Genomic DNA, 21,118 nt, shown 5'->3' with positions numbered 1-21,118 from the left:
GCGAATGAATTCGCTCCCACCAAACCGTGGTGCAGCCACTTTTCCCTACAGACTCTTGCGAAGGCGGTTTATACGGTCGGCGCCGGGCTCTCCGATCCGTCGCCATTGGTCACCGTAGGTTTGGCGAGCGCCGGTTGTTCTTCAACGCCAGGCTCACGTTGGGGGCTCATGACCATCTGTGGATAAGTTTGGGCAAAATGCACATTCGGGGTTTTATCCACAAGCTTTTTCAACCGCTCGTTGAACGCACGGCTCACGCCATATTGCCCGCCCGAAACGGTGCGGAATTGCGCGGTCAACACAATGCCGTTCAGGTCCATACGGTCCAAACCAAACACTTCCAACGGCCCTTGCAGATTGCTGCTGAGCAACAGGTCATCACTGATGGAGCTGCCCGCCTCGCGAATCAACGCCATGGCCGAATCAATGTCAGTGTCATAAGTAAACTGAACGGCAAAGAACGCGTACGCAAACTGCCGGGATTGGTTGGTCACCGCTTTGATCTGACCAAACGGCACCGAGTGCACAAACCCTTTGCCGTCGCGCAACCGCAAGGTGCGAATGGTCAGGCTTTCAACCGTCCCGGAGTGCCCGGAATCCAGCACCACCCAATCGCCGATGGAAATCGTGTCTTCGATGATGATGAACAACCCGGTGATCACGTCTTGCACCAGCTGCTGCGAACCAAAACCGATGGCCAGGCCGACCACACCGGCACCGGCCAGCAGCGGCGCGACGTTGATCCCGAGATTGGCCATGGTGGTGATTGCGCAAATCACCAGCAGGATGACTTTTATCGCGTTGCGCAACAGCGGCAGAATGGTTTTTATCCGGGTGCTGGGCTGATGCGATGAGCGTTTGTTCATCGGCGGCTTCAAGGCTTCCTGAATCGCCGTATCCAAAATCACCCACAGCAACCACGTGACCAGAAAGATCAGACCAATTCGGCTCAGCGAATCACTGATTGCACGGCCAACGGTATTACCTTGGGCAAACTCCAACAGCGAAAACCCCCAAATCCGTGCCAGCACTTCGATGAACGTCACGGCCAACACGATTCGCAGCACCGCATGCAGCAAGCTCAGCAGCCGTGTTTTATACACATGACCGCTATGATCATCGGGCTCCGATGGCTTGAACAGGTGGTGAAAAATCGTGCTCAAAAATACCGTGGCGATCAACAGCACGGTGGTCAGTAACGCGCAGCGCAAGGCCTTTTGGCTGTCTTGGCCGGCGCCGACCAGGTGGATCGCCGAGACAAGAATCATCAACAAAATCGGCAAGTACCACACGCTGGAAAATATATTCAGTGACTCTTGCAACGCGGGTTGTCGCAAGCGGCCCGCTAACGACCGATCGCGAATCAGGTGAGCAACCGGGCGCCGTAATTTGATCACCAGAATGCAGAACACCACCGATGCAAACAGTCCGGTGAACACCGCGATGCTGCTGGTGATGTTGCTGCCCAACTGACGGGAGATTTGCGGGCTGGTCAGCGCATCGCTCAACGCCGCAAGAAAGCCAATCACGAACAGCGGCCGTGGGCTGTATTGGCGAATGATGCGCACCGCAACGCGCTTGTGCCCGGCATTGAACATCACGATGACGCACAAGATCACTGACGTCGAAACAATACCGCTGCTGGTGGCGTAAGCGAAACACAGCGCCAACGCGCGCCCGACGGATGTCTGCAGGAAATGGCTGACGTACAAGGTCAACGGCAAGCTGACCACCGCCGGTAATGTGTACGACAACAGGTAGTGAAGCAGCGCTTGCGGACGGTAACGCCTGGCGAGGAAGCGATGCTGACTGAGACGCCTGGAGATAAAACGACCTAACAGCAAAAGCGTCGCGAACGCGCCGATCCACACCGCAGAAAGCATCAGGAAATCGCCAGCGATGCTGACCTTCGAGCGTGAGGTACGCTGATTTACCAGAACATCCATTTCATCAGCGGCGCGATCTGCTCGCAAGCGCCAGGCGTCAACCAGATGGTTGCTCATGTCGAGATTATCTTGGACGCTATCAATGCTGGAACTGATAGCCCCCAGCAAACCGCCTTGAACCAGAATCTCCGGTTTAGCAGGTTGCGATGCCGGCGCGGCGGGTGTGGCTGGCGCCGGAGCCGCGGGCGTAGTCGCGGGCGCCGCAGGTGCAGTCGTCGCGGCGGACGCGGGTGTCGCTGGGGCTGCCGGTGCCTTGGCGGCGGCCGGGTCAGCGGCGGCGGCAGGCGTTGCTATCCCCACCGCATCAAGCACAAACCCGGGGAGTTCAGCAGCTTGCAGGTTGAAATTTCCCACGCAGAATAGAAAGCACAGCAGCGAAATGGTCTTGAACTTCAACAAAACTCTGGCCCCTCCAACGTTAATTCGCCCATAAACATGAAGCACCTTGGAACTGATCGATATTAGCTGCGCAAGTTCGTTTAGCCTTGCGCACGGTCATGCAAGTGCGCGTAAAAAAAGGCGTTATCGCCGTCCGTAAGCGGCAACGAACCTTTTGCCGCGCCGCCTCGTCGTAGCTTCATAACGCTGAAGTTGTAACAGCATTACGGTCTGCCAGAGGTGACATCCGATGCTCATTCATCCGAAAGCACGCTATAAGCCCTACGAATCATCGTCCGGGGGCTGGGGCTCAGCGAAGTCAGTGATGGAAATTCTCTGGCGCGAGCAAGCCCTGATCAAAGCGCCCGTAGCATTGTTAAAACAAAACAAGCCCGGAGGATTTGCCTGTGTCAGTTGTGCGTGGGCCAAACCCGGCAAACCGCATCACCTTGAGTTTTGTGAGAACGGCGCCAAAGCCACCGCGTGGGAACTGACCTCACTCAAGACCAGCCCGGCGTTTTTTCAACGACACACGGTCAGTGAATTGCTGCAATGGCCCGATTATGACCTCGAACAGCACGGACGTCTGACCCATCCGCTGCGTTATGACCGCGCCAGCGATAAATACCTGGAAACCACGTGGGAAGAGGCCTATCGCGACATCGGTACGCAACTTCGGGCTATGGAACCTGAACGCGTGGTGTTTTATGCCTCGGGCCGCGCTTCGCTGGAAACGTCGTTCATGTACCAATTGTTTGCCCGGGCTTACGGCAATAACAACCTGCCCGACAGTTCGAACATGTGCCACGAAAGCACCTCGGTGGGCTTGCAGGAAAGTATTGGCGTGCCGGTCGGCACGGTGACGCTGGCAGATTTCGAGTTAACCGACTGCATCTTTTTCTTCGGTCAAAACGTTGGCAGCAACAGTCCGCGCATGCTTCACCCGTTGCAGGAAGCGCGTAAGCGCGACGTGCCGATTATTACCTTCAACCCCTTGCGCGAGCGTGGACTGGAGCGTTTCGTCAATCCACAATCGCCGGCTGAAATGCTCGGGCCTGAATCCACCGTCATCAGCACCCAATACCATCAGGTGGCAATTGGTGGCGACTCTGCCGCCGTGATGGGCATCGCTAAAGCGCTGTTCGAGATGGACAAGGCAGCGCTGATCAGGGGCGAACCGGCAGTCATCGATCAAGGGTTTATCGCCGAGCACACCGAAGGGTTTAACGAGTTTGCCACCGCCGCGCGTAGCTGCGAATGGAACGTCCTGGAGGCACGCGCCGGCCTTTCGCGCTCGGCGATGGAAGCGGCAGCCACCGTGTACGCCCGCAGCGAACGCACGATGTTCGTCTATGGAATGGGGTTGACTCAGCATCGCCACGGCGTGGAAAACGTGCAGATGCTGGTCAACTTACTGTTGCTACGCGGCAACATTGGCAAACCCGGCGCTGGTATTTGTCCGGTGCGCGGGCATTCCAACGTTCAGGGCCAGCGCACAGTGGGCATCACCGAGGATCCGAAAAAAGTCCCTGTGGATAAAATCGAAGCGCTGTTCGGTTTCCATGTACCTGAGAAAAAAGGCCTCTGCACAGTGGATGCCTGCGAAGGCATTCTCGACGGTAGCGTGCATGCCTTCATCGGGCTGGGCGGTAATTTCTTACGCGCCGTTCCTGATACCTCGCGCATGGAGCCGGCCTGGCAAAACCTGCAGTTGAATGTGCAAATCGCGACCAAGCTCAATCGCACCCATTTGGTGACGGCCGAACAGAACTGGCTGTTGCCGTGTTTGGGCCGAATCGAGATTGATCGGCAAAACGGTAAGGCTCAGGCCTACAGCACAGAAGACAGCACCGGCTGTATTCACGGTTGGTGGGGCAATAGCGAACCTGTCAGCGAACACCTTCGATCAGAAACTGCAATCATCGCCGGGTTGGCGCTGGCAACGTTGTCTGGCATCGAACGTATTGATTGGGAAGCATGGCGCGGCAACTACGCGCAAATTCGCTCTGCCATCGGTGAGGTCTACCCGGAAATATTTCACGACATGGAAACCCGAATGTGGGAACCCGGCGGTTTTCACCGGCCGCTCCCGGCAGCCGAACGGAATTGGAAAACCCCCAGCGAGCGCGCCCAATTCATTGTCCCTAAGAGTCTGAACGAAAACACTGACGTCAATCCCGGACCTGAACGTCGTGATGTGCTGCAACTGATGACGCTGCGCAGCAATGATCAATTCAACACCACGATTTATGGCTACGAAGACCGCTTCCGTGGAATCAGTGGCACTCGCAATGTGGTCTTCATGAATCGCAACGACGTCGTGCGTTTAGGGTTCATCGCTGGGGATTGGGTGATGCTCACCACCGCTGTCGAGCTGGAAGTGATTCGAGAAGTCGGTCCGATGCAGATCGTCGCCTATGACATTCCCGAAGGCTGCAGCGCGGGCTATTACCCGGAATGTAATCCACTTGTCCCGCTCTGGCACCATGCCGAGCGCAGCAAAGTGCCGGCTGCGAAATCAGTTCCGATTACTCTGCGCAAAACCCAACCGAGGGCTGAAGACCTTGAACGTGCGGTGCCGGATAAGGACCAGATTCAGTAAGGCTCTGTAGGCGCTGCAATAAGTGAATGTTCATTACCTACTGTTCTGTGTATGCCGGTTTTTCGCAGCCTTCGCAGCGTGTGCCTGCCGAGAAGAATAGAATCGAAAGTGAGAGCGGTGTATGGCAGGCTGATTGCTCGCCAGTTGGTGCCTGATGGGCTTCTCTGTAGAGAACGTCTTGTGGGCGAAAATACCTTGCGCAGTCTCAGGCACGCCGCTTCGCGAATGAACTCGCTTTTCCCGTCATGCGTATTTAACAGGAGATTTCTTAATGCCTAACGCCGAAACTCGCCCACCGTTACCTCCATTTACCCGCGAATCCGCCACGTTGAAAGTTCGTTTGGCCGAAGATGGCTGGAACGGCCGCGACCCGGAAAAAGTCTCACTGGCGTATACCCTCGATACTAAATGGCGCAATCGAGCGGAGTTCGCCAGCAACCGCGAGGAAGCCAAGGGCTTTCTGACACGCAAGTGGGCCAAGGAGCTGGATTACCGCTTGATCAAGGAACTGTGGGCCTTCACCGACAATCGTATTGCTGTGCGGTACGCCTACGAATGGCATGACGACTCGGGCAATTGGTTTCGCTCGTACGGCAACGAAAACTGGGAGTTTGCTGAAAACGGTTTGATGGCCCATCGATTTGCCTGCATCAACGACGTGCCGATTAAAGAGTCCGAACGCAAATTTCACTGGCCGCTGGGTCGCCGTCCAGATGATCACCCCGGTCTTTGCGACCTCGGTCTGTAACGCATGCATCAACGTTGGGACGGCATGGAAGGCTGCCGATAGATCGTATCTATCATTCATTCACCAATAGCGATTGGATAAATAGTTGTGAGCCGCTTAGGCTCGCGAGGCAAACTTGTCTAACCGCCAAAATCCACAATAACGTTCCCGCGCCAGCCATGAGAGCGAATGAGGTGACATTGCAAGATCGGATCCTGATGGACAGCTACTCGCGCAAGGTCGATTACCTGCGCATGTCGGTGACTGATCGCTGCGATTTTCGCTGTGTCTATTGCATGGCCGAAGACATGGAATTCTTGCCGCGCCAACGCATCCTGACCCTGGAAGAGCTTTTCCAGTTGGCGGAACGCTTCGTCGCTCTCGGCACCCGCAAGATTCGCCTGACCGGGGGCGAACCGCTGGTGCGTCCCGGCGTGGTCGAGCTGTGTCGGCAAATCGCCGCGCTGCCAGGATTGCGTGAGCTGTGCATGACCACTAATGGTTCGCAACTGAGTCGGTTGGCTGGCCCGTTGTTCGATGCGGGCCTCAAGCGCCTGAACATCAGCCTCGACAGCCTTAACCCCGAGCGCTTTCGTGAGCTGACCCGCACCGGCGACCTGAGCAAGGTGATTGCCGGGATCGACGCCGCCAGCGCGGCCGGGTTTACCCATACCAAACTCAACTGCGTGGTGATGAAGGGCCGCAACGAGCACGAAATCGTTGATCTGGTCAGTTTCGCCATCGACCGCAAACTCGACATCACGTTTATCGAAGAAATGCCCTTGGGCATCATCAGTGAACACAGCCGTGCCGATTCATTTTTCTCCAGCGCCCAAGTACGCGAGCTAATCGCCGAGCGCTACACCCTGATCGACTCCGCAGAATCGACCCAAGGCCCGTCGCGTTACTGGCGTTTGGCCGAGGCGCCGGATATACGCGTCGGCTTTATTTCGCCCCACAGCCACAACTTCTGCGCGACCTGCAACCGGGTGCGCCTGACCGTGGAAGGCCGCTTGCTGCTGTGCCTGGGCAACGAACATTCGGTGGACCTGAAAGCCGTTTTGCGCAGCCATCCCGGTCAGCCGCAGAAGCTGGAAAATGCCATCATCGACGCCATGCACCTCAAGCCCTACCGCCACAACTTCGAAATCAACGATGATGTGCAGGTCGTGCGGTTCATGAACATGACAGGCGGCTAGTGCCACTGCCTTGAGCCGCTTTTGCTGCACAGCCAGGCGCCACCATGACCACTTCTCCACGTGACAACCCGTGTTCGATCTTGCTACTGGCCGGTGGGCGAGGTCAGCGCATGGGCGGTCAAGACAAGGGGCTGATGCTGTGGAATGAACGGCCATTGCTTGCGTATGTGCACGAGGTTGTCAGGCCGCTGACAACCAATCTGATTATTTCCTGCAACCGGAATCAGGCGCGTTATGCGGCGTTTGCCGACCAGCTAGTGGGCGATGAACAACAGGATTTTCCGGGGCCGCTGGCGGGGGTTTTAGCGGGGCTTGGGATTGCTCGTCACCCATGGATGTTGGTACTGGCGTGTGATGCGCCGAGGATTGACCGCGCATTGATTGAGCAACTGTTGTCGGGCGCCGATTCTGCGGCGTCACCGCTCATGGTGCGCCAGGCAGGGCAATGGCAACCGATGTTCAGCTTGATTCCGACCGCGTTGTTGCCCGTGTTGCGCAAGCGCTGGGAGGCTGGCGAGCGCAGCCTGTTACGGGCGTTGTTGGGGCAGGATTTAAGGGCAATGGAATGCACGCCCGATGATCCAAGGCTCACCAACTTCAACACCCCGGACCTGTTAAAAACCTAAGATCCAGGGCATCTGTAGGATCAACGCAACTGCGCCAAACACCCTTCAAGAATATCCAGCCCTTCGTTGAGCACATGCAGTTCGGTGGTCAGCGGCGGCAGCAAGCGGATGATGTGTCGCGCTTTGCCACTGGGCATCAGTAGCAGGCCTTTGTTCCGGGCGGCTTCAAGTAACGCGGCCAATTGGGCGGTGGCGGGTTTACCCTCTGGGGTTGTCAGCTCGATTCCGCGCATTGCGCCCACGCCGGTCAATCGCCGGAGAAATGGTGAGAGCTTGCTGTCAATCCAGTGTTGGTAACGGGTGGCGATGGCGTGGCTCTGGGCCTCGCCCCATGCCGACAGGTTAGCGTCGGTCAGTTGTTCCAGCGTGGCCAGGCCGGCGGCGCAGGCGATGGGGTTACCCGAATAGGTGCCACCCAGTCCGCCTTTTGGCAGCACATCCATGAGCGCTTTTTTGCCCACGACTGCGCCGAGTGGCATGCCGCCCGCGATGCTTTTACCCAGCAGAAGCAGGTCCGGTTCGATCCCCAAGCGCGAAAAGGCGAAGCGTTCACCGGTGCGGCCGAACCCGGACTGGATTTCGTCGATGATCGGCAAAATGCCTTTTTCATCGCAGAACGCGCGCAGGTTTTGCGCGAACTCGATGTCCATCGCGAGAAACCCAGCTTCACCTTGAATCGGTTCGAGGATGAAGCAGGCGATGTCGGCCACGTCGATTTCGACGCTGAACAAGCGGTCCATGGCCTTCATGGCCTCGGCGACGGTGACGCCGTTATCCTTGCTCGGGTAAGGCAAGTGGAAGACCGGACCGGGCAGTACGCCGACTTTTTGCTTGTACGGCGTCACTTTGCCATTGAGGTTCAAGGTGGCGAGGGTTCGGCCGTGAAAGGCGCCGTCGAAAGCAATGACTGCGGTACGTCCGGTGCAGCCACGGACGATTTTCAACGCATTTTCCGCTGCCTCGGCCCCGCTGTTGGTAAGCATGCCGCTGACCGGGTAACTCACCGGAATGAACGCTGCGAGCTGGGCCATGAATTGTTTATACGGGCTGTGGGGCACGGCGTTGAAGCAGTAATGGGTCAGTTTGGTGGCTTGTTCGCGAATGGCGTCGACGATACGCGGGTTGCAATGCCCAAGGTTCAAAACGCCGATCCCGCCGACGAAGTCGATGTAGCGTTTGCCGTCTTCATCCCAGACTTCGGCGTTCTTGCCGTGGTCCAGGGTAATGGGGTGGACCCTGGAAATCGAACCGCTGATCGATGATTCGCTCATGCTTGGCTGCTCATACAAAAGACTTCGTCAAAAAAATGCGTGAGGTTATATAAGCGAGGAATGCACTCCGGTCACAAGCGAAATTAAATCGCGGGGTTATTCCTGAAATTCGTGCATGCCTACTTCGATCAATGCGGGGACTCAGAGGCAAAGCTTCCCGAATGAATTCGGTCCTACAGAGATCAGGTTTATCGGTGGGACCGAATTTATTCGGGAAGGGAACGACCCGGTGTTTCAGGCACATTGCGAAGCCTGCGATTTAACTTCTTCCCCCAAAAATCTGCGAAGGCCGGCGCAGGGTGGGGTCGAAAGGGTTGATCTTAGGGCCGATGGCCGCCGCTTCGCGTTTGAGCAACTCAACTACCGTCGGCAGTCGATCCGGCCCCAAGCGATCAGTGATGGTCGCAACGCTGAGCGCCGCAACGGCATGCCCGTCGCGGTTGAGAATGGGCACGGCAAGGCCGGCCATTCCCGGCAGCGCGCCGGTATTGCGCGCCGCATACCCCAGGCGCCGAACGTTCTCCACTTCCGAACGCAGAAACACTTCGTCATACAGGTGAAAGTCCTTGAGCCGTGGCAGGTTGTAGCAGATCACGGTCTCGCGCTCTTCTTCAGGCAAGAACGCCAGAATCGCCAAGCTGCCCTGCCCCACGCCCAACGCCACGCGCCCGCCGATGTCGCCGGTGAAGGTCCGAATCGGGTATGGCCCCTCGCTGCGGTCCAGGCAAATGGCATCGAAGCCGCTGCGGGCCAACAGAAACAATGAATCCCCCAACGAGGCACTCAGTCGTAACATGCTTGGCCGAACCAGATCCCGAAGGTTACCGGTGTTGCCTGCCCGCGCCGCCAATGCGAAAAACTCCAGGCTCAGCCGGTAGCGCTTGCTGCGCTCGTCCTGCTCGACCATGCCTTCGTCCATCAGGTTGCGCAGCAAACGGTGGGTGGTCGGTTGCGACAAACCGACCTGCTGCGCCAACTGGGTGACTCGCTCGCCGCCGTCGGGGGCGGTGCCAAGGGTGCGCAATACGGCAAACAACCGGGAGACACTGCCAACGCCGACTTCTTTCGGCTCATGATTCCGCTCAGTGGAAGACATGGCTTTATTTCCTTCTTATAAATTTGGTCATCGAATAAAAGTGAAAAAAGTAATCCTTTCAGTGAAATTTGCTCTTTCGCACATCCTAGGCTTCGTCCTAATCTGAGTCCACAGGGGCGAATCGAACAACACTGGCAGCCGGCTTAGAACGAGCGCCAACGCACCCCGCTGTATCCCTTCGCATCTGCCCATTACAAAAGAGCGTGTTTCGACGCGCCCAATAAACAAGGTGGAACGCGCACATGGCATTTCTCCAACTCGAAGGCCTCAGCAAACGCTATGGCGCCATCGACGCCGTTGTCGCCACGGATCTGGCGGTTGAAAAAGGCGAATTCGTTTCTCTGCTCGGCCCCTCCGGCTGCGGCAAAACCACCACCCTGCAAATGATCGCGGGCTTTGTCGACGCCACGGCCGGGCGCATCGTGCTGGACGGCCGCGACATTACTCACGCCAAACCCAGCAGCCGTGGGCTGGGCGTTGTGTTTCAAAGTTACGCGCTGTTTCCCCACATGACCGTCCGCGACAACGTCGCTTTTGGCTTGCGGATGCGTAAGGTGCCATCGGCCGATATGGCCCGGCGCGTGACCACGGTATTGGACTTGGTGCGATTGGCAGCGCATGCCGAGCGTTACCCGCGAGAATTGTCCGGCGGCCAGCGCCAGCGTGTGGCCCTGGCCCGCGCATTGGTGATTGAACCGCCCGTGCTGTTGCTCGACGAACCGCTGTCCAACCTCGACGCCAATTTGCGCGAAGAGATGCAGTTTGAGATTCGTCGCATCCAGTGCGAAGTCGGCATCACGACCTTGATGGTGACCCACGATCAAGCGGAAGCGCTGTCGATCAGTGACCGGGTGGTGGTGATGCAGGCCGGCCGCGTGACCCAGATCGACGAGCCCTACAAACTCTACGAACATCCGCGCACGCCGTTTATTTCCGGCTTCGTCGGCAAAGCCAACATGCTCGCCGGAGACCTCGATGCCGCCGGTTGCCCGCAGGTACGCCACACCCCTGGCCATGGCGCGCTAACCCTCAGTTTGCGCCCGGAAAAAATCGACCTGCTCGACGCCGGCAACGGTCGGTTGCAGGGGCGTATTTCAGTCCGCTATTTCCTCGGCAGCCAATGGCTGTACCGCATCGACACTGCATTGGGCGAACTAACTGTGGTCCGCCGCAACGACGGCAGCGCGCCGCTGACTGAAGGCACGGCGGTGGGACTCGACTGGCAAGCTGATTTATTGCGCGTGCTGGCCGCCGACGAGGTGCATGCATGAATGCGCTCGCCTTTTTGCGCAACGGCGGACGTGGTTATCTGCTGTCACTGCCGGCCATTATTCTGTTCAGTTGCCTGTTGATACTGCCGCTGGTGCTGACGCTGGTGTTGTCGTTCAACGTGTTCGACTACCAGCTTGGGGTCAAAAACGGCGAGTTCACCTTCGCCCATTACATCGACCTGTTCAGTGATTCGTACTATTACGAAATCTTCTTTCGCACGCTGTGGATCAGCGCCGTGGTCACGCTGTTGTGCGTGGTGATCGGCGTCCCCGAGGCGTACATCCTCAGCCGCATGGGCACACCGTGGCGCTCAATTTTCCTGATTTTGATTTTGACCCCGCTGCTGATTTCCGTGGTGGTGCGGGCATTTGGCTGGAGCTTGCTGCTCGGCTCCGATGGCTTGGTCAACCAGGCGATTCAGGCGTTTGGCGGACATCCGGTGAAGCTGCTCTATACCTCGTTCGCGATAATCATCGCGCTGGTCCACGTGATGCTGCCGTTCATGATCATTCCGGTCTGGACCTCGCTGCAAAAGCTCGACCCCTCGGCTGAACAAGCCGCGCTGTCCCTCGGCGCCAGTCAGGCCAAGGTCATGCGCTTGGTGGTGCTGCCGCAAGTCATGCCCGGTGTGCTGTCGGGGACGCTGATCGTCTTCGGGTTGTCTGCCAGTTCCTTCGCCATTCCCGGCCTGTTAGGTGGACGACGTTTGAAAATGGTCGCCACCGTGGTCTACGACCAATACCTGTCGGAACTGAACTGGCCCATGGGCGCGGCCATCGCGGTGGTGCTGCTGGTGATCAATTTGCTGGTGATGCTGACGTGGAACCGGTTTGTCGAACGCCGCTATAAAAAGACCTTGGGGGAATAAGACATGTCCAAAAACGGTCCTTTGTCGTTAAGTTTTCATGCCTTGGTGGTGGTGTTCATGATGGCGCCGCTGGTGGTGGTGTGCCTGGTGGCGTTCACTCCGGAAAACACCCTGAGCTTGCCCACTTCGGGGTTTTCCCTGCGCTGGTTCAAAGCAGTGTTTGAACGCGCCGATTTCATTCATGCGTTCTACAACAGTCTGATTCTGGCGTTCGTGGCCGCCTCGCTGGCGACCCTGATTGCCGTGCCCGCCGCACTAGCGATCACCCGCTATACATTCCCTGGCCGCGACTTCCTGAACAGCCTGTTTCTGTCGCCGATCATCATGCCGCACTTGGTCTTGGGCGTGGCCATGCTGCGGCTGTTCGCGCTGATGGGGGTCAACGGCAGTTTCGCCTGGCTGATGCTTGCCCACGTGGTGATCATCACGCCGTACGTATTGCGGTTGGTGATCGCCGCCGCCATCGGCATCGACCGCAGCGCTGAACAAGCCGCTGAATCATTGGGCGCCAGCCGCTTTACCCTGTTTCGCCAAATCACCTTACCGATGATTTTGCCGGGTGTCGCCGGGGGTTGGCTGCTGGCGTTCATCAACAGTTTCGACGAGGTCACGCTGTCGATTTTCGTCAGTTCGCCATCGACCCAGACCCTGCCGGTGCGCATGTACGTGTACGCCACCGAATCCATTGACCCGATGATGGCAGCAGTGTCGGCATTGGTCATCGCGTTAACCGCAGCGGCCATGATCGTGCTCGACCGGGTCTATGGCCTAGACCGAGTTTTGGTCGGTAAACATTGAGAGGGATGCACTGACATGGCGTTGTTTAAACGATTGGTCGAGAAAGATCGACCGACGCTGGCGTTCACCCTCGACGGTCAACCGGCCACCGGTTTGCAAGGCGACACCCTGCTGACGGCCGTGTTGACCTGCGGCGAGTTCGTGCGCGGCAGTGATTTCAGCGCCGAACCGCGCGCGGGCTTTTGCATGATGGGCGCCTGCCAGGATTGCTGGGTGCGCTTGGATGATGGACGCCGCGTGCGGGCCTGCTCGACGTTGCTGGAAGCCGGACAGATCATCAGCCGTGAACCGGGGCGCCGCCTATGAACGTGGTGATTGTTGGCGCGGGTCCGGCCGGAATTCGGGCGGCACACACTTTGTTGGCCCACGGCGTTAAAGCCTGTTTGCTTGACGAATCGCCACGCGGCGGCGGTCAGGTCTATCGCCGCCAACCGGCCAACTTTCGGCGCACGGCTAAACAGATTTATGGCTTTGAGGCGTCGAAGGCCGAATCGGTGCATCGCGCCATCGACGATCTGTCGACCCAAATCGACTACCGTCCCGAGACGCTGGTGTGGAATGCCGAAGACGGGCGCCTGGACACCTTGAGCGATGGTCATGCTCGCGCAGTCAATTATTCGCAGATTATCGTCGCCACCGGCGCCACCGACCGCATTTTGCCGGTGCCGGGCTGGACGCTGCCCGGGGTCTACAGCTTGGGCGCGGCGCAGATTGCGTTGAAGTATCAGGGCTGCGCCATCGGTGAGCGCGTGGCGTTTTGTGGCAGCGGGCCGCTGCTGTATCTGGTCGCTTATCAGTACGCCAAAGCCGGGGCCACGGTGGTCGCGGTACTCGACAGCGCCCCACTCAGTGCGCAATGCCGGGCGCTACCGGCATTGCTTTGCCAACCCGCCCTTTTGGCCAAAGGTTTGTATTACCGCAGTTGGCTAACCGCCCACGGCATTGCGGTGCATCAGGGCGCAACCCTGGAACGTATCGACGGCGAGCAACGGGTTGGCGCCATCACTTGGCGCCAAGGTAAACACCAGCAACGGCTGGAATGTGACGCGGTGGCATTCGCCCACGCCCTGCGCAGCGAAACCCAATTGGCCGACTTGTTGAGCTGCGACTTCTACTGGAGTGAGTTGAACCGCGCCTGGTTGCCGTCCCGCGACAGCGCAGGTCGCAGTTCGGTTGAGGGCGTGTACTTGGCCGGCGATGGCGCCGGGATCATGGGCGCCGATGGAGCGGAAATGACCGGTGAGCGGGCCGCACTGGCCGTACTTGAAGACAATGGACGCGCCATCGACAGCGCTCGCAGCCGGTTTTTGGAACACAAACTCGCGGCCATCGAGCACTTCCGGCATGGGCTGGAAACGGCGTTCCCGTTCCCGACCGACTGGGCGACCAATGCGCCAGACGAATTGATCGTTTGCCGCTGTGAAGAAGTTTCAGCCGGTGAAGTCCGTGCGGTGGTGGATGACGGCCACTGGGAACTTAATCGGGTCAAAGCCCATTGCCGGGTGGGCATGGGCCGCTGTCAGGGCCGGATGTGCGGATCGGCGGCGGCAGAGATTGTCGCCCAACGCAGCGGCCGAGCGCTGAACAGCATCGGTCGGTTGCGCGGTCAGGCGCCGATCAAACCCTTGCCGTTTGGCGTGGAGATTGAGTCATGAGCACGCTGATCGAAACCGATGTCGTGGTGCTCGGCGGCGGCATCGTCGGGGCTTCGGCGGCCTTGATGCTCGCGCGCAAAGGCAAACGGGTGGTGCTGCTGGAGCGTGATTTTTGTGGCTCGCATTCCAGCGGGGTTAACTATGGAGGTGTTCGCCGGCAAGGTCGGCCACTGAGTCAGTTGCCCTTGTCCCAGCGCGCCCACGCGATGTGGGACAACCTGCTCGAACTGATCGGCACCGACGGCGAATACGTGAAATCAGGGCATTTGAAACTGGCCCGCAGTCACGAGGACATGGCCGCCCTTCAATCGTATGCCGACTCCACACGCGGTTTTGGCTTGGGCTTGCAGTTGCTTGATCGCGCCGAACTTCGCGAGCGTTATCCGTGGGTGGGGGACGTGGCGCAAGGAGCGTCGTTGTGCCCGGACGATGGCCACGCCAACCCGCGTTTGATTTCGCCCGCTTTTGCCCGTGCCGCGCAACGTGCTGGCGCCCGGGTGTTCGAGCAGGCCAACGTCATCGACATCGAACATGACGGGCAAGCATTCAACGTCCACTGCGCCAACGGGATCAAGGTTCGCGCGCCGTGGCTGCTCAATTGCGCTGGCGCCTGGGCCGGGAACGTCGCCGCCCAATTTGGCGAGTCGGTGCCGATGCGCACCGGGCACCCGGCGATGCTGGTCACCGAACCGTTGCCCATGGTGATGGACGTCAGCACCGGGGTAGAAGGCGGTGGGATTTATGCGCGCCAAGTGGCGCGGGGCAATTGCGTGTTGGGCGGCGGCCAAGGGTTTGCAATGACCCCGGAGCAGGCACGTCCAGGCCAAGCCGCCGTGCTTGAGATCCTGCGCAACGCCGCCGAGCTGTATCCGTTTCTTGCGCACGCCCAAGCGATTCGGACCTGGAGCGGCACCGAAGGTTATCTGCCAGATCGCGAACCCGTGATTGGCGTCAGCACCACCCAAGCGGGTTTGCTGCACGGTTTCGGTTTCGCCGGGTCCGGTTTCCAGATCGCCCCGGCGGTGGGTGAAGCCCTCGCCGAACTGGTGTGTTCAGGTTCCGCTACACAGCCGATTGAAGCGTTTTCAATCGCTCGTTTTCAAACCACTCAAACCGCGCAAGCGGGGACCGTCGTTCAATTGCCTAGAGGAAGATCGCGTTAATGAAGAACATCAATCGTATCGCCCTGTCTTGTCTACCCTTGGCCAGCTTGCTAATGACGGGCACGGCCCACGCCGATCCGACGCTGTACTTGGGCATGAACGGCGGCACCATGGAACGGGTTTACGCCGACAAGGTGTTGCCCGCATTCGAGAAGGCCAACCACGTTAAAGTCGTGATCGTGCCTGGTACCTCGTCGGACATTTTGGCCAAGGTTCAAGCGAGCAAAGACAACCCACAGATGCACGTCATATTCCTCGACGACGGCATCATGTACCGCGCCATTTCCATGGGCTTGTGCGACAAGCTTCAGGACAGCCCGGTGCTGGCGGATATTCCGGCCAAAGCGAAGATCAAGGATCAGGCCGTGGCCGTGACCCTCGGCGTAACCGGCCTCGCCTACAACACGCGAATGTTTAAAGAAAAAGGCTGGAGCGCGCCGACTTCGTGGATGGACTTGGCCAACCCGCAGTTCAAGGACAAGGTGGTGTTCCAGTCCTTGGCGTCATCGACGTTCGGCCTGCACGGTTTCTTGATGTTCAACCGTATTCAGGGCGGCAGCGAAGCCAACGTTGAACCGGGCTTCAAAGCGTGGCCGAAAACCGTCGGCCCTAACGTTTTGGAATACATCGCCAGCTCGGCGAAGATCTCGGAAATGGTCCAGACCAATGAAGCGGCCATCTTTCCGCTGACCCCGACCGGCGTCAGCACCCTGCAACTGCTGGGCGTGCCGGTGGAATACGCGCAACCGAAAGAAGGCGCCGTGGTGCTTAACGTCGCCGAATGCGCCATCGCCCACAACGACCAACCGGAACTGGCGCAAAAACTGGCGGCGTTTCTGCTGAGCCCAGAAGCCCAAGGCCCGGCACTGGAAGAAGGCGATCAAATCCCTTCCAACCCAAAAACCCCAACCACCGACAAAACCCGCGCTCGAGTCGAAGCCATGAACAAATACCTGGAAACAGCGATTTCGATCGATTGGGATCAGGTGAATCAACAACGGCCAGAGTGGAATGCGCGCTGGAGCAAGACCATCGAGCGGTAGGTCTGGGGAGCCGAGTCAATTGGCTGTAGGAGTGAACGTGTTCGCGAAGCGGTGTGCCTGATAAACCGCATTCAGCCTACCGCCAACACGTTGGCTCCAGAGGGGTAGGGTTATCCGCCCACGGCGCCTTTGATTTGGTCCAGCCAACTGCTTTTCTCTTCGGCGGGCAGGCTGTCGAACAGGTCTTTGGCCATTTCTGCGACCTTCGCCGTTTTTTGGGCTTTGAGCAGGGCTTTAAGCTTAGGCGTGGTGGCGGTTTCGTCGCTGAGGGCTTCAGGCAACGGCAAGGCCTTGGCCAGTTTCAGCACGTCGCCCGTGTTTTTGGTAAAGGTCCTGAGGGCGCCGACGTCTTGCATCGGCAGGTCGATGTTCGTAACCGGGTCAAAGGCGCGCACTTCCGGCGTGGCCAGCGCGTTGAGCTTGCCGCGAAACGCCGGAATCCCCAGCGACGGAATAATCAGCCCAATCAGGTAACGCGGGTCGTTGCGCTTGATGCTCAGGCCAACGCTGGCCAAGGCGATGCCGACCCCGATCACCTGCCCGGACCTGGCGATCAGCGATAACGACTTGTTGGATTGATCATCGAAGAACACCGCGCGAAAACGGAAATAATCGCCGAACACTTCACGCTCATTGAGCATCGCGTTCATGAACCAGGCGCGTGAATCGTGGACTTGCTCGTCAAAAAAATCGGTAAGGGTCTGCGCTTTATCACTGAGGGGTTCAAAACTGCCGGGGGCGTAGAGCTTGTTGAAGGCTATATTGGCCGTTCTGCGCATTTTGACGTATTCCTCGGCTTCGTCCTGATCATTGACCAGGTACACCAACCCACCGAACAGCGTGTTGATCACCGTGCCACCCGACGTCGCCTCGTTGGAATCGGCGAACGCCCACTTCCCCGTATAGTCACGGCGAAACTCGCTCATCGCCATTTCCAGCTGATTCTGGTCGAGGATGGGTTCAAAGGACTTGTGCGTGTTGAAGGTCATGGGCTGTGAGGCCCCGGTACGCTGTTCGTAGGCCTGCTTGATCGCCAGATGGCTGTCGCGTTCTGCCTGTTTTTGGTCTGACAGCGCCGATGGCTCTGTTCCGTTGTGCTGCGCCAGGTTCTCTTCGGACTGCCGGGCGTACAGCGCTTCGAAGGCGTTTTTCTCTTCGTCCGTCATGTCCTTGCCCTGAAGGTGCTGATAAACCGACGTCTCCCGCAGGCGGAAGGACGCGTACCGATTGATTCGCCAGGCAGTGATCAGGGCGGCTTGATGCTCCATGGCATCTTCCAGCGGGCCAGTTTGGTGGGCGTCGAGCCAGGTGTTGAAGCGGTGGGTTAGGGTGTCGGAGACCTCAAAAGCCCTAAAAGCTTTGGTGTCCATTACCAACCATGGCCAGTCTTCTTTTTGTGTGTCATTTAACGCGTTAGTTGGTGCCTGCAAGGGAGCACCCAGAGCATAGGCCTCGGCATACATGTGATTCAGCGGGATTTGCGATAGCACATGGTTGCCACCCTCCAGCGACTTGCCCTGCTCACCTGGCGGATACCCCCCGCCAACGTCAGAGTGCATGCCGGGGTAGAGGTATTCAAAGGTTCCGGCGCGGTAAGTCGAGGGGCAGTTCGGATCGTCAGGGTTGGTTTTGCGCCGAATCGAGTCCACCGGGAAGCAGTTGCGTTGTTCGTGAGCCGCCACCAAGTGCACGCAACGCTCAAGAAATTTTTCCGATTCTGGCAGCCGCATGGTGTCATCCGCCCACCCCATGTGGCCGTCGGCGAACGGCGCGGCATAGGCGATACCGGATGAGGCCACGGTGTCGAACAGCCCCATGAAGGCAATGCTGATGGGGATTCCGGCAAACAAATAACAGGTCTCACCGTCCACCTCGATTTTGGTCAGCGCTTCCAGCCAGTTGGCAAACGCCCGAGCCTCGGCAGCCCCTCGAGAGAAACCGTAGATCCACAGGCGCATGCCGATGATGCGCGGGACGGTCTTGCGCGCATGCACGTAGTCGACCTTTTTCTGTAGCGCCACTAACGGCGCTTGCAGGGCTTGCCGGCGGCGGTAATCGCCACTGGCCAGCAGCGTAGCGCCCAACATATCTTCGGTTAAAGAGGTGCCCATTTTCTGCACCAGTGCGTAAGCATCTACAGGTTTTAATCGTGGTTCTCCGCAAGCCCGGCCCAACGCATCCAGCAAACGGGTCAACCCCCAGTTGATTCGATTCTCGCCACCCAAGGCGCTCACTAGCCCGACTATTTGCGGTTCGAGCTCTCCGATTTCTTTAAACTCGGTGCCGACACCTTGCATGTAGTACCGATAAAAGCCTTGTTTGTTCGCCCGGCTCTGAGCGCCGCTCGTACTGTCGCCGACGCTGGCGTGAAATAGTCTTGCCACATTGGTAGTTGAGGGCGGCTTCCCGAGTTTGTCAGACGGTTCATGGTTGTTGGTGCCGTCGAAGCAGAGCGTAATGTTCAGTACGTTGATGCACGGCGCGCCGAGGTACACCTTGCCGGCTGCGATAGCCGCTTTTTGGGCCGCATAACCCGCAAGCAGTTTGGGCCTAAATTGCGTACGGTAATTGAGCCCGACACCCTCATGGTTGCGTGGTAACAAGCCTTCTTTTTTGAAAGGTGGCGTCGGAGTCAAAGGCGCTGGAGCGGGACGTTTTGAAGCTGAATTCAAGGTGCTGGACATACAGAAGGGACTTCCATTTTGGATGGGTAGTTGAACGGGTAACCGACTTGACCGGGCGTTGCCGCCACTGCCGAAACGGCGACTTGGTCGCAAGGTAGAAAGTGGACGTCGATGACGCCCAGCTCTTCATACGGCGCCACCTCCACGACGGCGCGATGGCGGGTGTATTTGGTTTCGTGTTCGTCCATCCGCTTGCTCCAAGCATCAGAAAATCTGCGCTCGGGCCAATCACCGTAAGCGTGTGGCATCGGATCTTTCTCCCACTCCACCACCACGGTCAGGCCGGGGTGCCATTTGCGCGGCAGGATCACGCAGCAGGTCTGGCTACCGCCACCACCAAACGGCCCGATGTTCGGACCGCCATTGCCGTTGACCATGAAGTAATTGATGGCCGCCGAGGTGTGGCTGTAGCCCTCGATGGGCGCGCCGAGGCGGTCGGGTATTGATTGGTTGCACGCTTGTAGGGCCAGGCAGGCGAACACGCCCGCAGCCAAAAGCACCGGCGCACGGCGAGGCCAACCTGAATTCAAGGTGCTGGACATACAGAAGGGACTTCCATTTTGATGGGATAGTTGTAGGGGTGATTAGGGCGCCCGAGGTAGCTCGGGCTGGCTGCGACCTTGACTTGATCGCAAGGAAGAAAATGAACGTTGACCAGCCCGAGCTGTTCATAGGGCGCCACCTCAACGACGGCGCGATGGCGGGTGTATTTGGACTGATGCACTTTTGCTGTTTCACTCCATGCGTCTGAGTAGCGGGGTTTTGGCCAATTAACCGAATCACCGGTATTAGGATCTTTCTCCCACTCCACCACCACGGTCAGGCCGGGGTGCCATTTGCGCGGCATGCCTACGCAGCAGGTCTGGCTACCGCCACCACCAAACGGCCCGATGTTCGGCCCGCCATTGCCGTTGACGGTGAAGTAATTGATCGCCGCCGAGGTGTGGCTGTAGCCCTCGATGGGCGCGCCGAGACGGTCGGGTATTGGTTGGTTGCACGCTTGCAGGGCCAGGCAGGCGAGCACGCCCGCAGCCAAAAGCACCGGCACGCGGCGAAGCGAACCTAGATTCAAGGTGCTGGACATACAGAAGGGACTTCCATTTTGGATGGGTAGTAGAACGGGTAACCGACTTGACCGGGCGTTGCCGCCACTGCCGAAACGGTGACTTGGTCGCAGGGTAGAACGCGGACGCCGATGACCCCACGCACCTTGAATGCGTTCTGAATGTTTAAGATCGGCATGTACGATCCTCTTTTTGTAAGGCCAAAATTCTTTGGCGCACATGCTTGCGCAGGTCGACCCGCGCCGTATGTAGCATCCGTCCGCGACAGTTCTAGGATATTTCCCAAACGTCAGCTCTAAAAAAACCGCCTGCGGGAATGCGGCGGTTTTCGAGTTAAAAACGGTGACGTATGGGTGCTGAGCTGGAAGCAACTGAGCGTCCACCAACCCGGCGTTACGTGTTGGGCCTTGAGCCGTCCAGGGTGGCAAAAGCACGCAACCGATGACTGGCGTGAAATCGAAGATTGGGATCAGGTGAATCAACAACGGCCAGAGTGGAATGCGCGCTGGAGCAAGACCATCGAGCGGTAGGTCTGGAGAGCCGAGTCAATCGGCTATAGGAGTGAACGTGTTCGCGAAGCGGTGTGCCTGATAAACCGCATTCAGCCTATCGCCAACACGTTGGCCCCTACAGATTGCGTTTGCTGCATCAATGTCGGCGACCCAGGTTTTCCGCTCGAAATCAGCAGGGGGCTGATGGGCCTCTTCGCAGGCAAGCCTGCTCCCA

The 21,118-nt window shown here is 58.5% G+C and carries 19 protein-coding genes; 12 read left to right on the top strand and 7 right to left on the bottom strand.

Annotated features, from left to right (window positions below; all coding sequences use genetic code 11):
* Nucleotides 1-68: 68 nt before the first annotated feature.
* Nucleotides 69-2,345 (bottom strand): mechanosensitive ion channel domain-containing protein, encoded by a 2,277-nt coding sequence (locus RHM59_RS19635; protein ID WP_416194734.1) that lies wholly within the window; start codon nucleotides 2,343-2,345, stop codon nucleotides 69-71.
* A gap of 229 nt (nucleotides 2,346-2,574) precedes the next feature.
* On the opposite strand from RHM59_RS19635, the gene RHM59_RS19630 reads away from it, so the two are divergent.
* The 4 genes from RHM59_RS19630 (at nucleotide 2,575) to mobA (ending at nucleotide 7,478) form a co-directional block, all read left to right on the top strand.
* Entirely contained in the window at nucleotides 2,575-4,926 is a 2,352-nt protein-coding gene (locus tag RHM59_RS19630) for an FdhF/YdeP family oxidoreductase (protein ID WP_322285236.1), read from the top strand.
* A 271-nt stretch (nucleotides 4,927-5,197) separates the two neighbouring features.
* Nucleotides 5,198-5,674, top strand: a complete 477-nt coding sequence (locus tag RHM59_RS19625) for a nuclear transport factor 2 family protein (protein WP_322166302.1) — start codon at nucleotides 5,198-5,200, stop codon at nucleotides 5,672-5,674.
* A 197-nt stretch (nucleotides 5,675-5,871) separates the two neighbouring features.
* On the top strand, nucleotides 5,872-6,852 hold the full coding sequence (moaA, locus tag RHM59_RS19620) for a GTP 3',8-cyclase MoaA (protein ID WP_416195102.1): 981 nt from the start codon (nucleotides 5,872-5,874) through the stop codon (nucleotides 6,850-6,852).
* A gap of 44 nt (nucleotides 6,853-6,896) precedes the next feature.
* Complete coding sequence (gene mobA, locus RHM59_RS19615; RefSeq protein WP_322285235.1) at nucleotides 6,897-7,478, top strand: molybdenum cofactor guanylyltransferase MobA; 582 nt, start codon at nucleotides 6,897-6,899, stop codon at nucleotides 7,476-7,478.
* Nucleotides 7,479-7,498: 20 nt separating this feature from the next.
* Here the strand turns inward: mobA and RHM59_RS19610 are convergent, their stop codons facing one another.
* The gene (locus RHM59_RS19610) at nucleotides 7,499-8,749 is read right to left on the bottom strand and encodes an aspartate aminotransferase family protein (RefSeq protein WP_322285234.1); all 1,251 of its coding nucleotides are present in this window, start codon (nucleotides 8,747-8,749) and stop codon (nucleotides 7,499-7,501) included.
* Between the two features lie 259 nt (nucleotides 8,750-9,008).
* Nucleotides 9,009-9,845, bottom strand: coding sequence for an IclR family transcriptional regulator (locus RHM59_RS19605; RefSeq protein ID WP_322166306.1), 837 nt, complete (start codon nucleotides 9,843-9,845; stop codon nucleotides 9,009-9,011).
* A gap of 242 nt (nucleotides 9,846-10,087) precedes the next feature.
* On the opposite strand from RHM59_RS19605, the gene RHM59_RS19600 reads away from it, so the two are divergent.
* The 7 genes from RHM59_RS19600 to RHM59_RS19570 are packed head-to-tail and all read left to right on the top strand — an operon-like array spanning nucleotide 10,088 to nucleotide 16,644.
* Nucleotides 10,088-11,116: an ABC transporter ATP-binding protein gene (locus tag RHM59_RS19600; protein ID WP_322166307.1), complete on the top strand. Its 1,029-nt coding sequence runs from the start codon at nucleotides 10,088-10,090 to the stop codon at nucleotides 11,114-11,116.
* On the top strand, nucleotides 11,113-11,985 hold the full coding sequence (locus RHM59_RS19595) for an ABC transporter permease (protein WP_322166308.1): 873 nt from the start codon (nucleotides 11,113-11,115) through the stop codon (nucleotides 11,983-11,985). Before RHM59_RS19600 ends, RHM59_RS19595 begins: the two co-directional genes overlap by 4 nt.
* Nucleotides 11,986-11,988: 3 nt before the next feature.
* Complete coding sequence (locus RHM59_RS19590) at nucleotides 11,989-12,783, top strand: ABC transporter permease (RefSeq protein ID WP_322166309.1); 795 nt, start codon at nucleotides 11,989-11,991, stop codon at nucleotides 12,781-12,783.
* Between the two features lie 15 nt (nucleotides 12,784-12,798).
* On the top strand, nucleotides 12,799-13,089 hold the full coding sequence (locus tag RHM59_RS19585; RefSeq protein WP_322166310.1) for a (2Fe-2S)-binding protein: 291 nt from the start codon (nucleotides 12,799-12,801) through the stop codon (nucleotides 13,087-13,089).
* Nucleotides 13,086-14,438 carry an FAD/NAD(P)-binding oxidoreductase gene (locus RHM59_RS19580; protein ID WP_322166311.1) on the top strand — a complete coding sequence of 451 codons (1,353 nt, stop codon included), beginning with the start codon at nucleotides 13,086-13,088 and terminating at the stop codon, nucleotides 14,436-14,438. Before RHM59_RS19585 ends, RHM59_RS19580 begins: the two co-directional genes overlap by 4 nt.
* Nucleotides 14,435-15,601 (top strand): FAD-binding oxidoreductase, encoded by a 1,167-nt coding sequence (locus RHM59_RS19575; protein ID WP_322184743.1) that lies wholly within the window; start codon nucleotides 14,435-14,437, stop codon nucleotides 15,599-15,601. Before RHM59_RS19580 ends, RHM59_RS19575 begins: the two co-directional genes overlap by 4 nt.
* Nucleotides 15,601-16,644: an ABC transporter substrate-binding protein gene (locus tag RHM59_RS19570; protein WP_322166313.1), complete on the top strand. Its 1,044-nt coding sequence runs from the start codon at nucleotides 15,601-15,603 to the stop codon at nucleotides 16,642-16,644. Before RHM59_RS19575 ends, RHM59_RS19570 begins: the two co-directional genes overlap by 1 nt.
* A gap of 110 nt (nucleotides 16,645-16,754) precedes the next feature.
* On the opposite strand, the gene RHM59_RS19565 is transcribed toward RHM59_RS19570, so the two are convergent.
* From RHM59_RS19565 to RHM59_RS19550, 4 genes are read right to left on the bottom strand one after another with little or no spacing between them, the layout of a single operon-like run.
* Nucleotides 16,755-19,328: a DUF2235 domain-containing protein gene (locus RHM59_RS19565; RefSeq protein WP_322285233.1), complete on the bottom strand. Its 2,574-nt coding sequence runs from the start codon at nucleotides 19,326-19,328 to the stop codon at nucleotides 16,755-16,757.
* Entirely contained in the window at nucleotides 19,313-19,870 is a 558-nt protein-coding gene (locus RHM59_RS19560) for a DUF3304 domain-containing protein (RefSeq protein ID WP_322285232.1), read from the bottom strand. Before RHM59_RS19560 ends, RHM59_RS19565 begins: the two co-directional genes overlap by 16 nt.
* Complete coding sequence (locus tag RHM59_RS19555) at nucleotides 19,855-20,412, bottom strand: DUF3304 domain-containing protein (protein WP_322285231.1); 558 nt, start codon at nucleotides 20,410-20,412, stop codon at nucleotides 19,855-19,857. The genes RHM59_RS19560 and RHM59_RS19555 overlap by 16 nt, the downstream gene beginning before the upstream one ends.
* Nucleotides 20,397-20,570, bottom strand: coding sequence for a hypothetical protein (locus tag RHM59_RS19550; RefSeq protein ID WP_322285230.1), 174 nt, complete (start codon nucleotides 20,568-20,570; stop codon nucleotides 20,397-20,399). The genes RHM59_RS19555 and RHM59_RS19550 overlap by 16 nt, the downstream gene beginning before the upstream one ends.
* Nucleotides 20,571-20,745: 175 nt before the next feature.
* On the opposite strand from RHM59_RS19550, the gene RHM59_RS19545 reads away from it, so the two are divergent.
* Nucleotides 20,746-20,922, top strand: a complete 177-nt coding sequence (locus RHM59_RS19545; protein WP_322285229.1) for a hypothetical protein — start codon at nucleotides 20,746-20,748, stop codon at nucleotides 20,920-20,922.
* Nucleotides 20,923-21,118 lie beyond the last annotated feature (196 nt).

It is taken from the genome of Pseudomonas sp. MH10 (genome assembly GCF_034353045.1).
Classification (GTDB): Bacteria; Pseudomonadota; Gammaproteobacteria; order Pseudomonadales; family Pseudomonadaceae; genus Aquipseudomonas.
This window is presented reverse-complemented; position numbering and strand designations above follow the sequence as displayed.

Bases quoted from the DNA above. Each gene is read 5' to 3' on its own strand.
- RHM59_RS19630 (WP_322285236.1), top strand. From the start codon at position 2,575: ATGCTCATTCATCCGAAAGCACGCTATAAGCCCTACGAATCATCGTCC.
- RHM59_RS19625 (WP_322166302.1), top strand. From the start codon at position 5,198: ATGCCTAACGCCGAAACTCGCCCACCGTTACCTCCATTTACCCGCGAA.
- moaA (WP_416195102.1), top strand. From the start codon at position 5,872: ATGGACAGCTACTCGCGCAAGGTCGATTACCTGCGCATGTCGGTGACT.
- mobA (WP_322285235.1), top strand. From the start codon at position 6,897: ATGACCACTTCTCCACGTGACAACCCGTGTTCGATCTTGCTACTGGCC.
- RHM59_RS19610 (WP_322285234.1), bottom strand. From the start codon at position 8,749: ATGAGCGAATCATCGATCAGCGGTTCGATTTCCAGGGTCCACCCCATT.
- RHM59_RS19605 (WP_322166306.1), bottom strand. From the start codon at position 9,845: ATGTCTTCCACTGAGCGGAATCATGAGCCGAAAGAAGTCGGCGTTGGC.
- RHM59_RS19600 (WP_322166307.1), top strand. From the start codon at position 10,088: ATGGCATTTCTCCAACTCGAAGGCCTCAGCAAACGCTATGGCGCCATC.
- RHM59_RS19595 (WP_322166308.1), top strand. From the start codon at position 11,113: ATGAATGCGCTCGCCTTTTTGCGCAACGGCGGACGTGGTTATCTGCTG.
- RHM59_RS19590 (WP_322166309.1), top strand. From the start codon at position 11,989: ATGTCCAAAAACGGTCCTTTGTCGTTAAGTTTTCATGCCTTGGTGGTG.
- RHM59_RS19585 (WP_322166310.1), top strand. From the start codon at position 12,799: ATGGCGTTGTTTAAACGATTGGTCGAGAAAGATCGACCGACGCTGGCG.
- RHM59_RS19580 (WP_322166311.1), top strand. From the start codon at position 13,086: ATGAACGTGGTGATTGTTGGCGCGGGTCCGGCCGGAATTCGGGCGGCA.
- RHM59_RS19575 (WP_322184743.1), top strand. From the start codon at position 14,435: ATGAGCACGCTGATCGAAACCGATGTCGTGGTGCTCGGCGGCGGCATC.
- RHM59_RS19570 (WP_322166313.1), top strand. From the start codon at position 15,601: ATGAAGAACATCAATCGTATCGCCCTGTCTTGTCTACCCTTGGCCAGC.
- RHM59_RS19565 (WP_322285233.1), bottom strand. From the start codon at position 19,328: ATGTCCAGCACCTTGAATTCAGCTTCAAAACGTCCCGCTCCAGCGCCT.
- RHM59_RS19560 (WP_322285232.1), bottom strand. From the start codon at position 19,870: ATGTCCAGCACCTTGAATTCAGGTTGGCCTCGCCGTGCGCCGGTGCTT.
- RHM59_RS19555 (WP_322285231.1), bottom strand. From the start codon at position 20,412: ATGTCCAGCACCTTGAATCTAGGTTCGCTTCGCCGCGTGCCGGTGCTT.
- RHM59_RS19550 (WP_322285230.1), bottom strand. From the start codon at position 20,570: ATGCCGATCTTAAACATTCAGAACGCATTCAAGGTGCGTGGGGTCATC.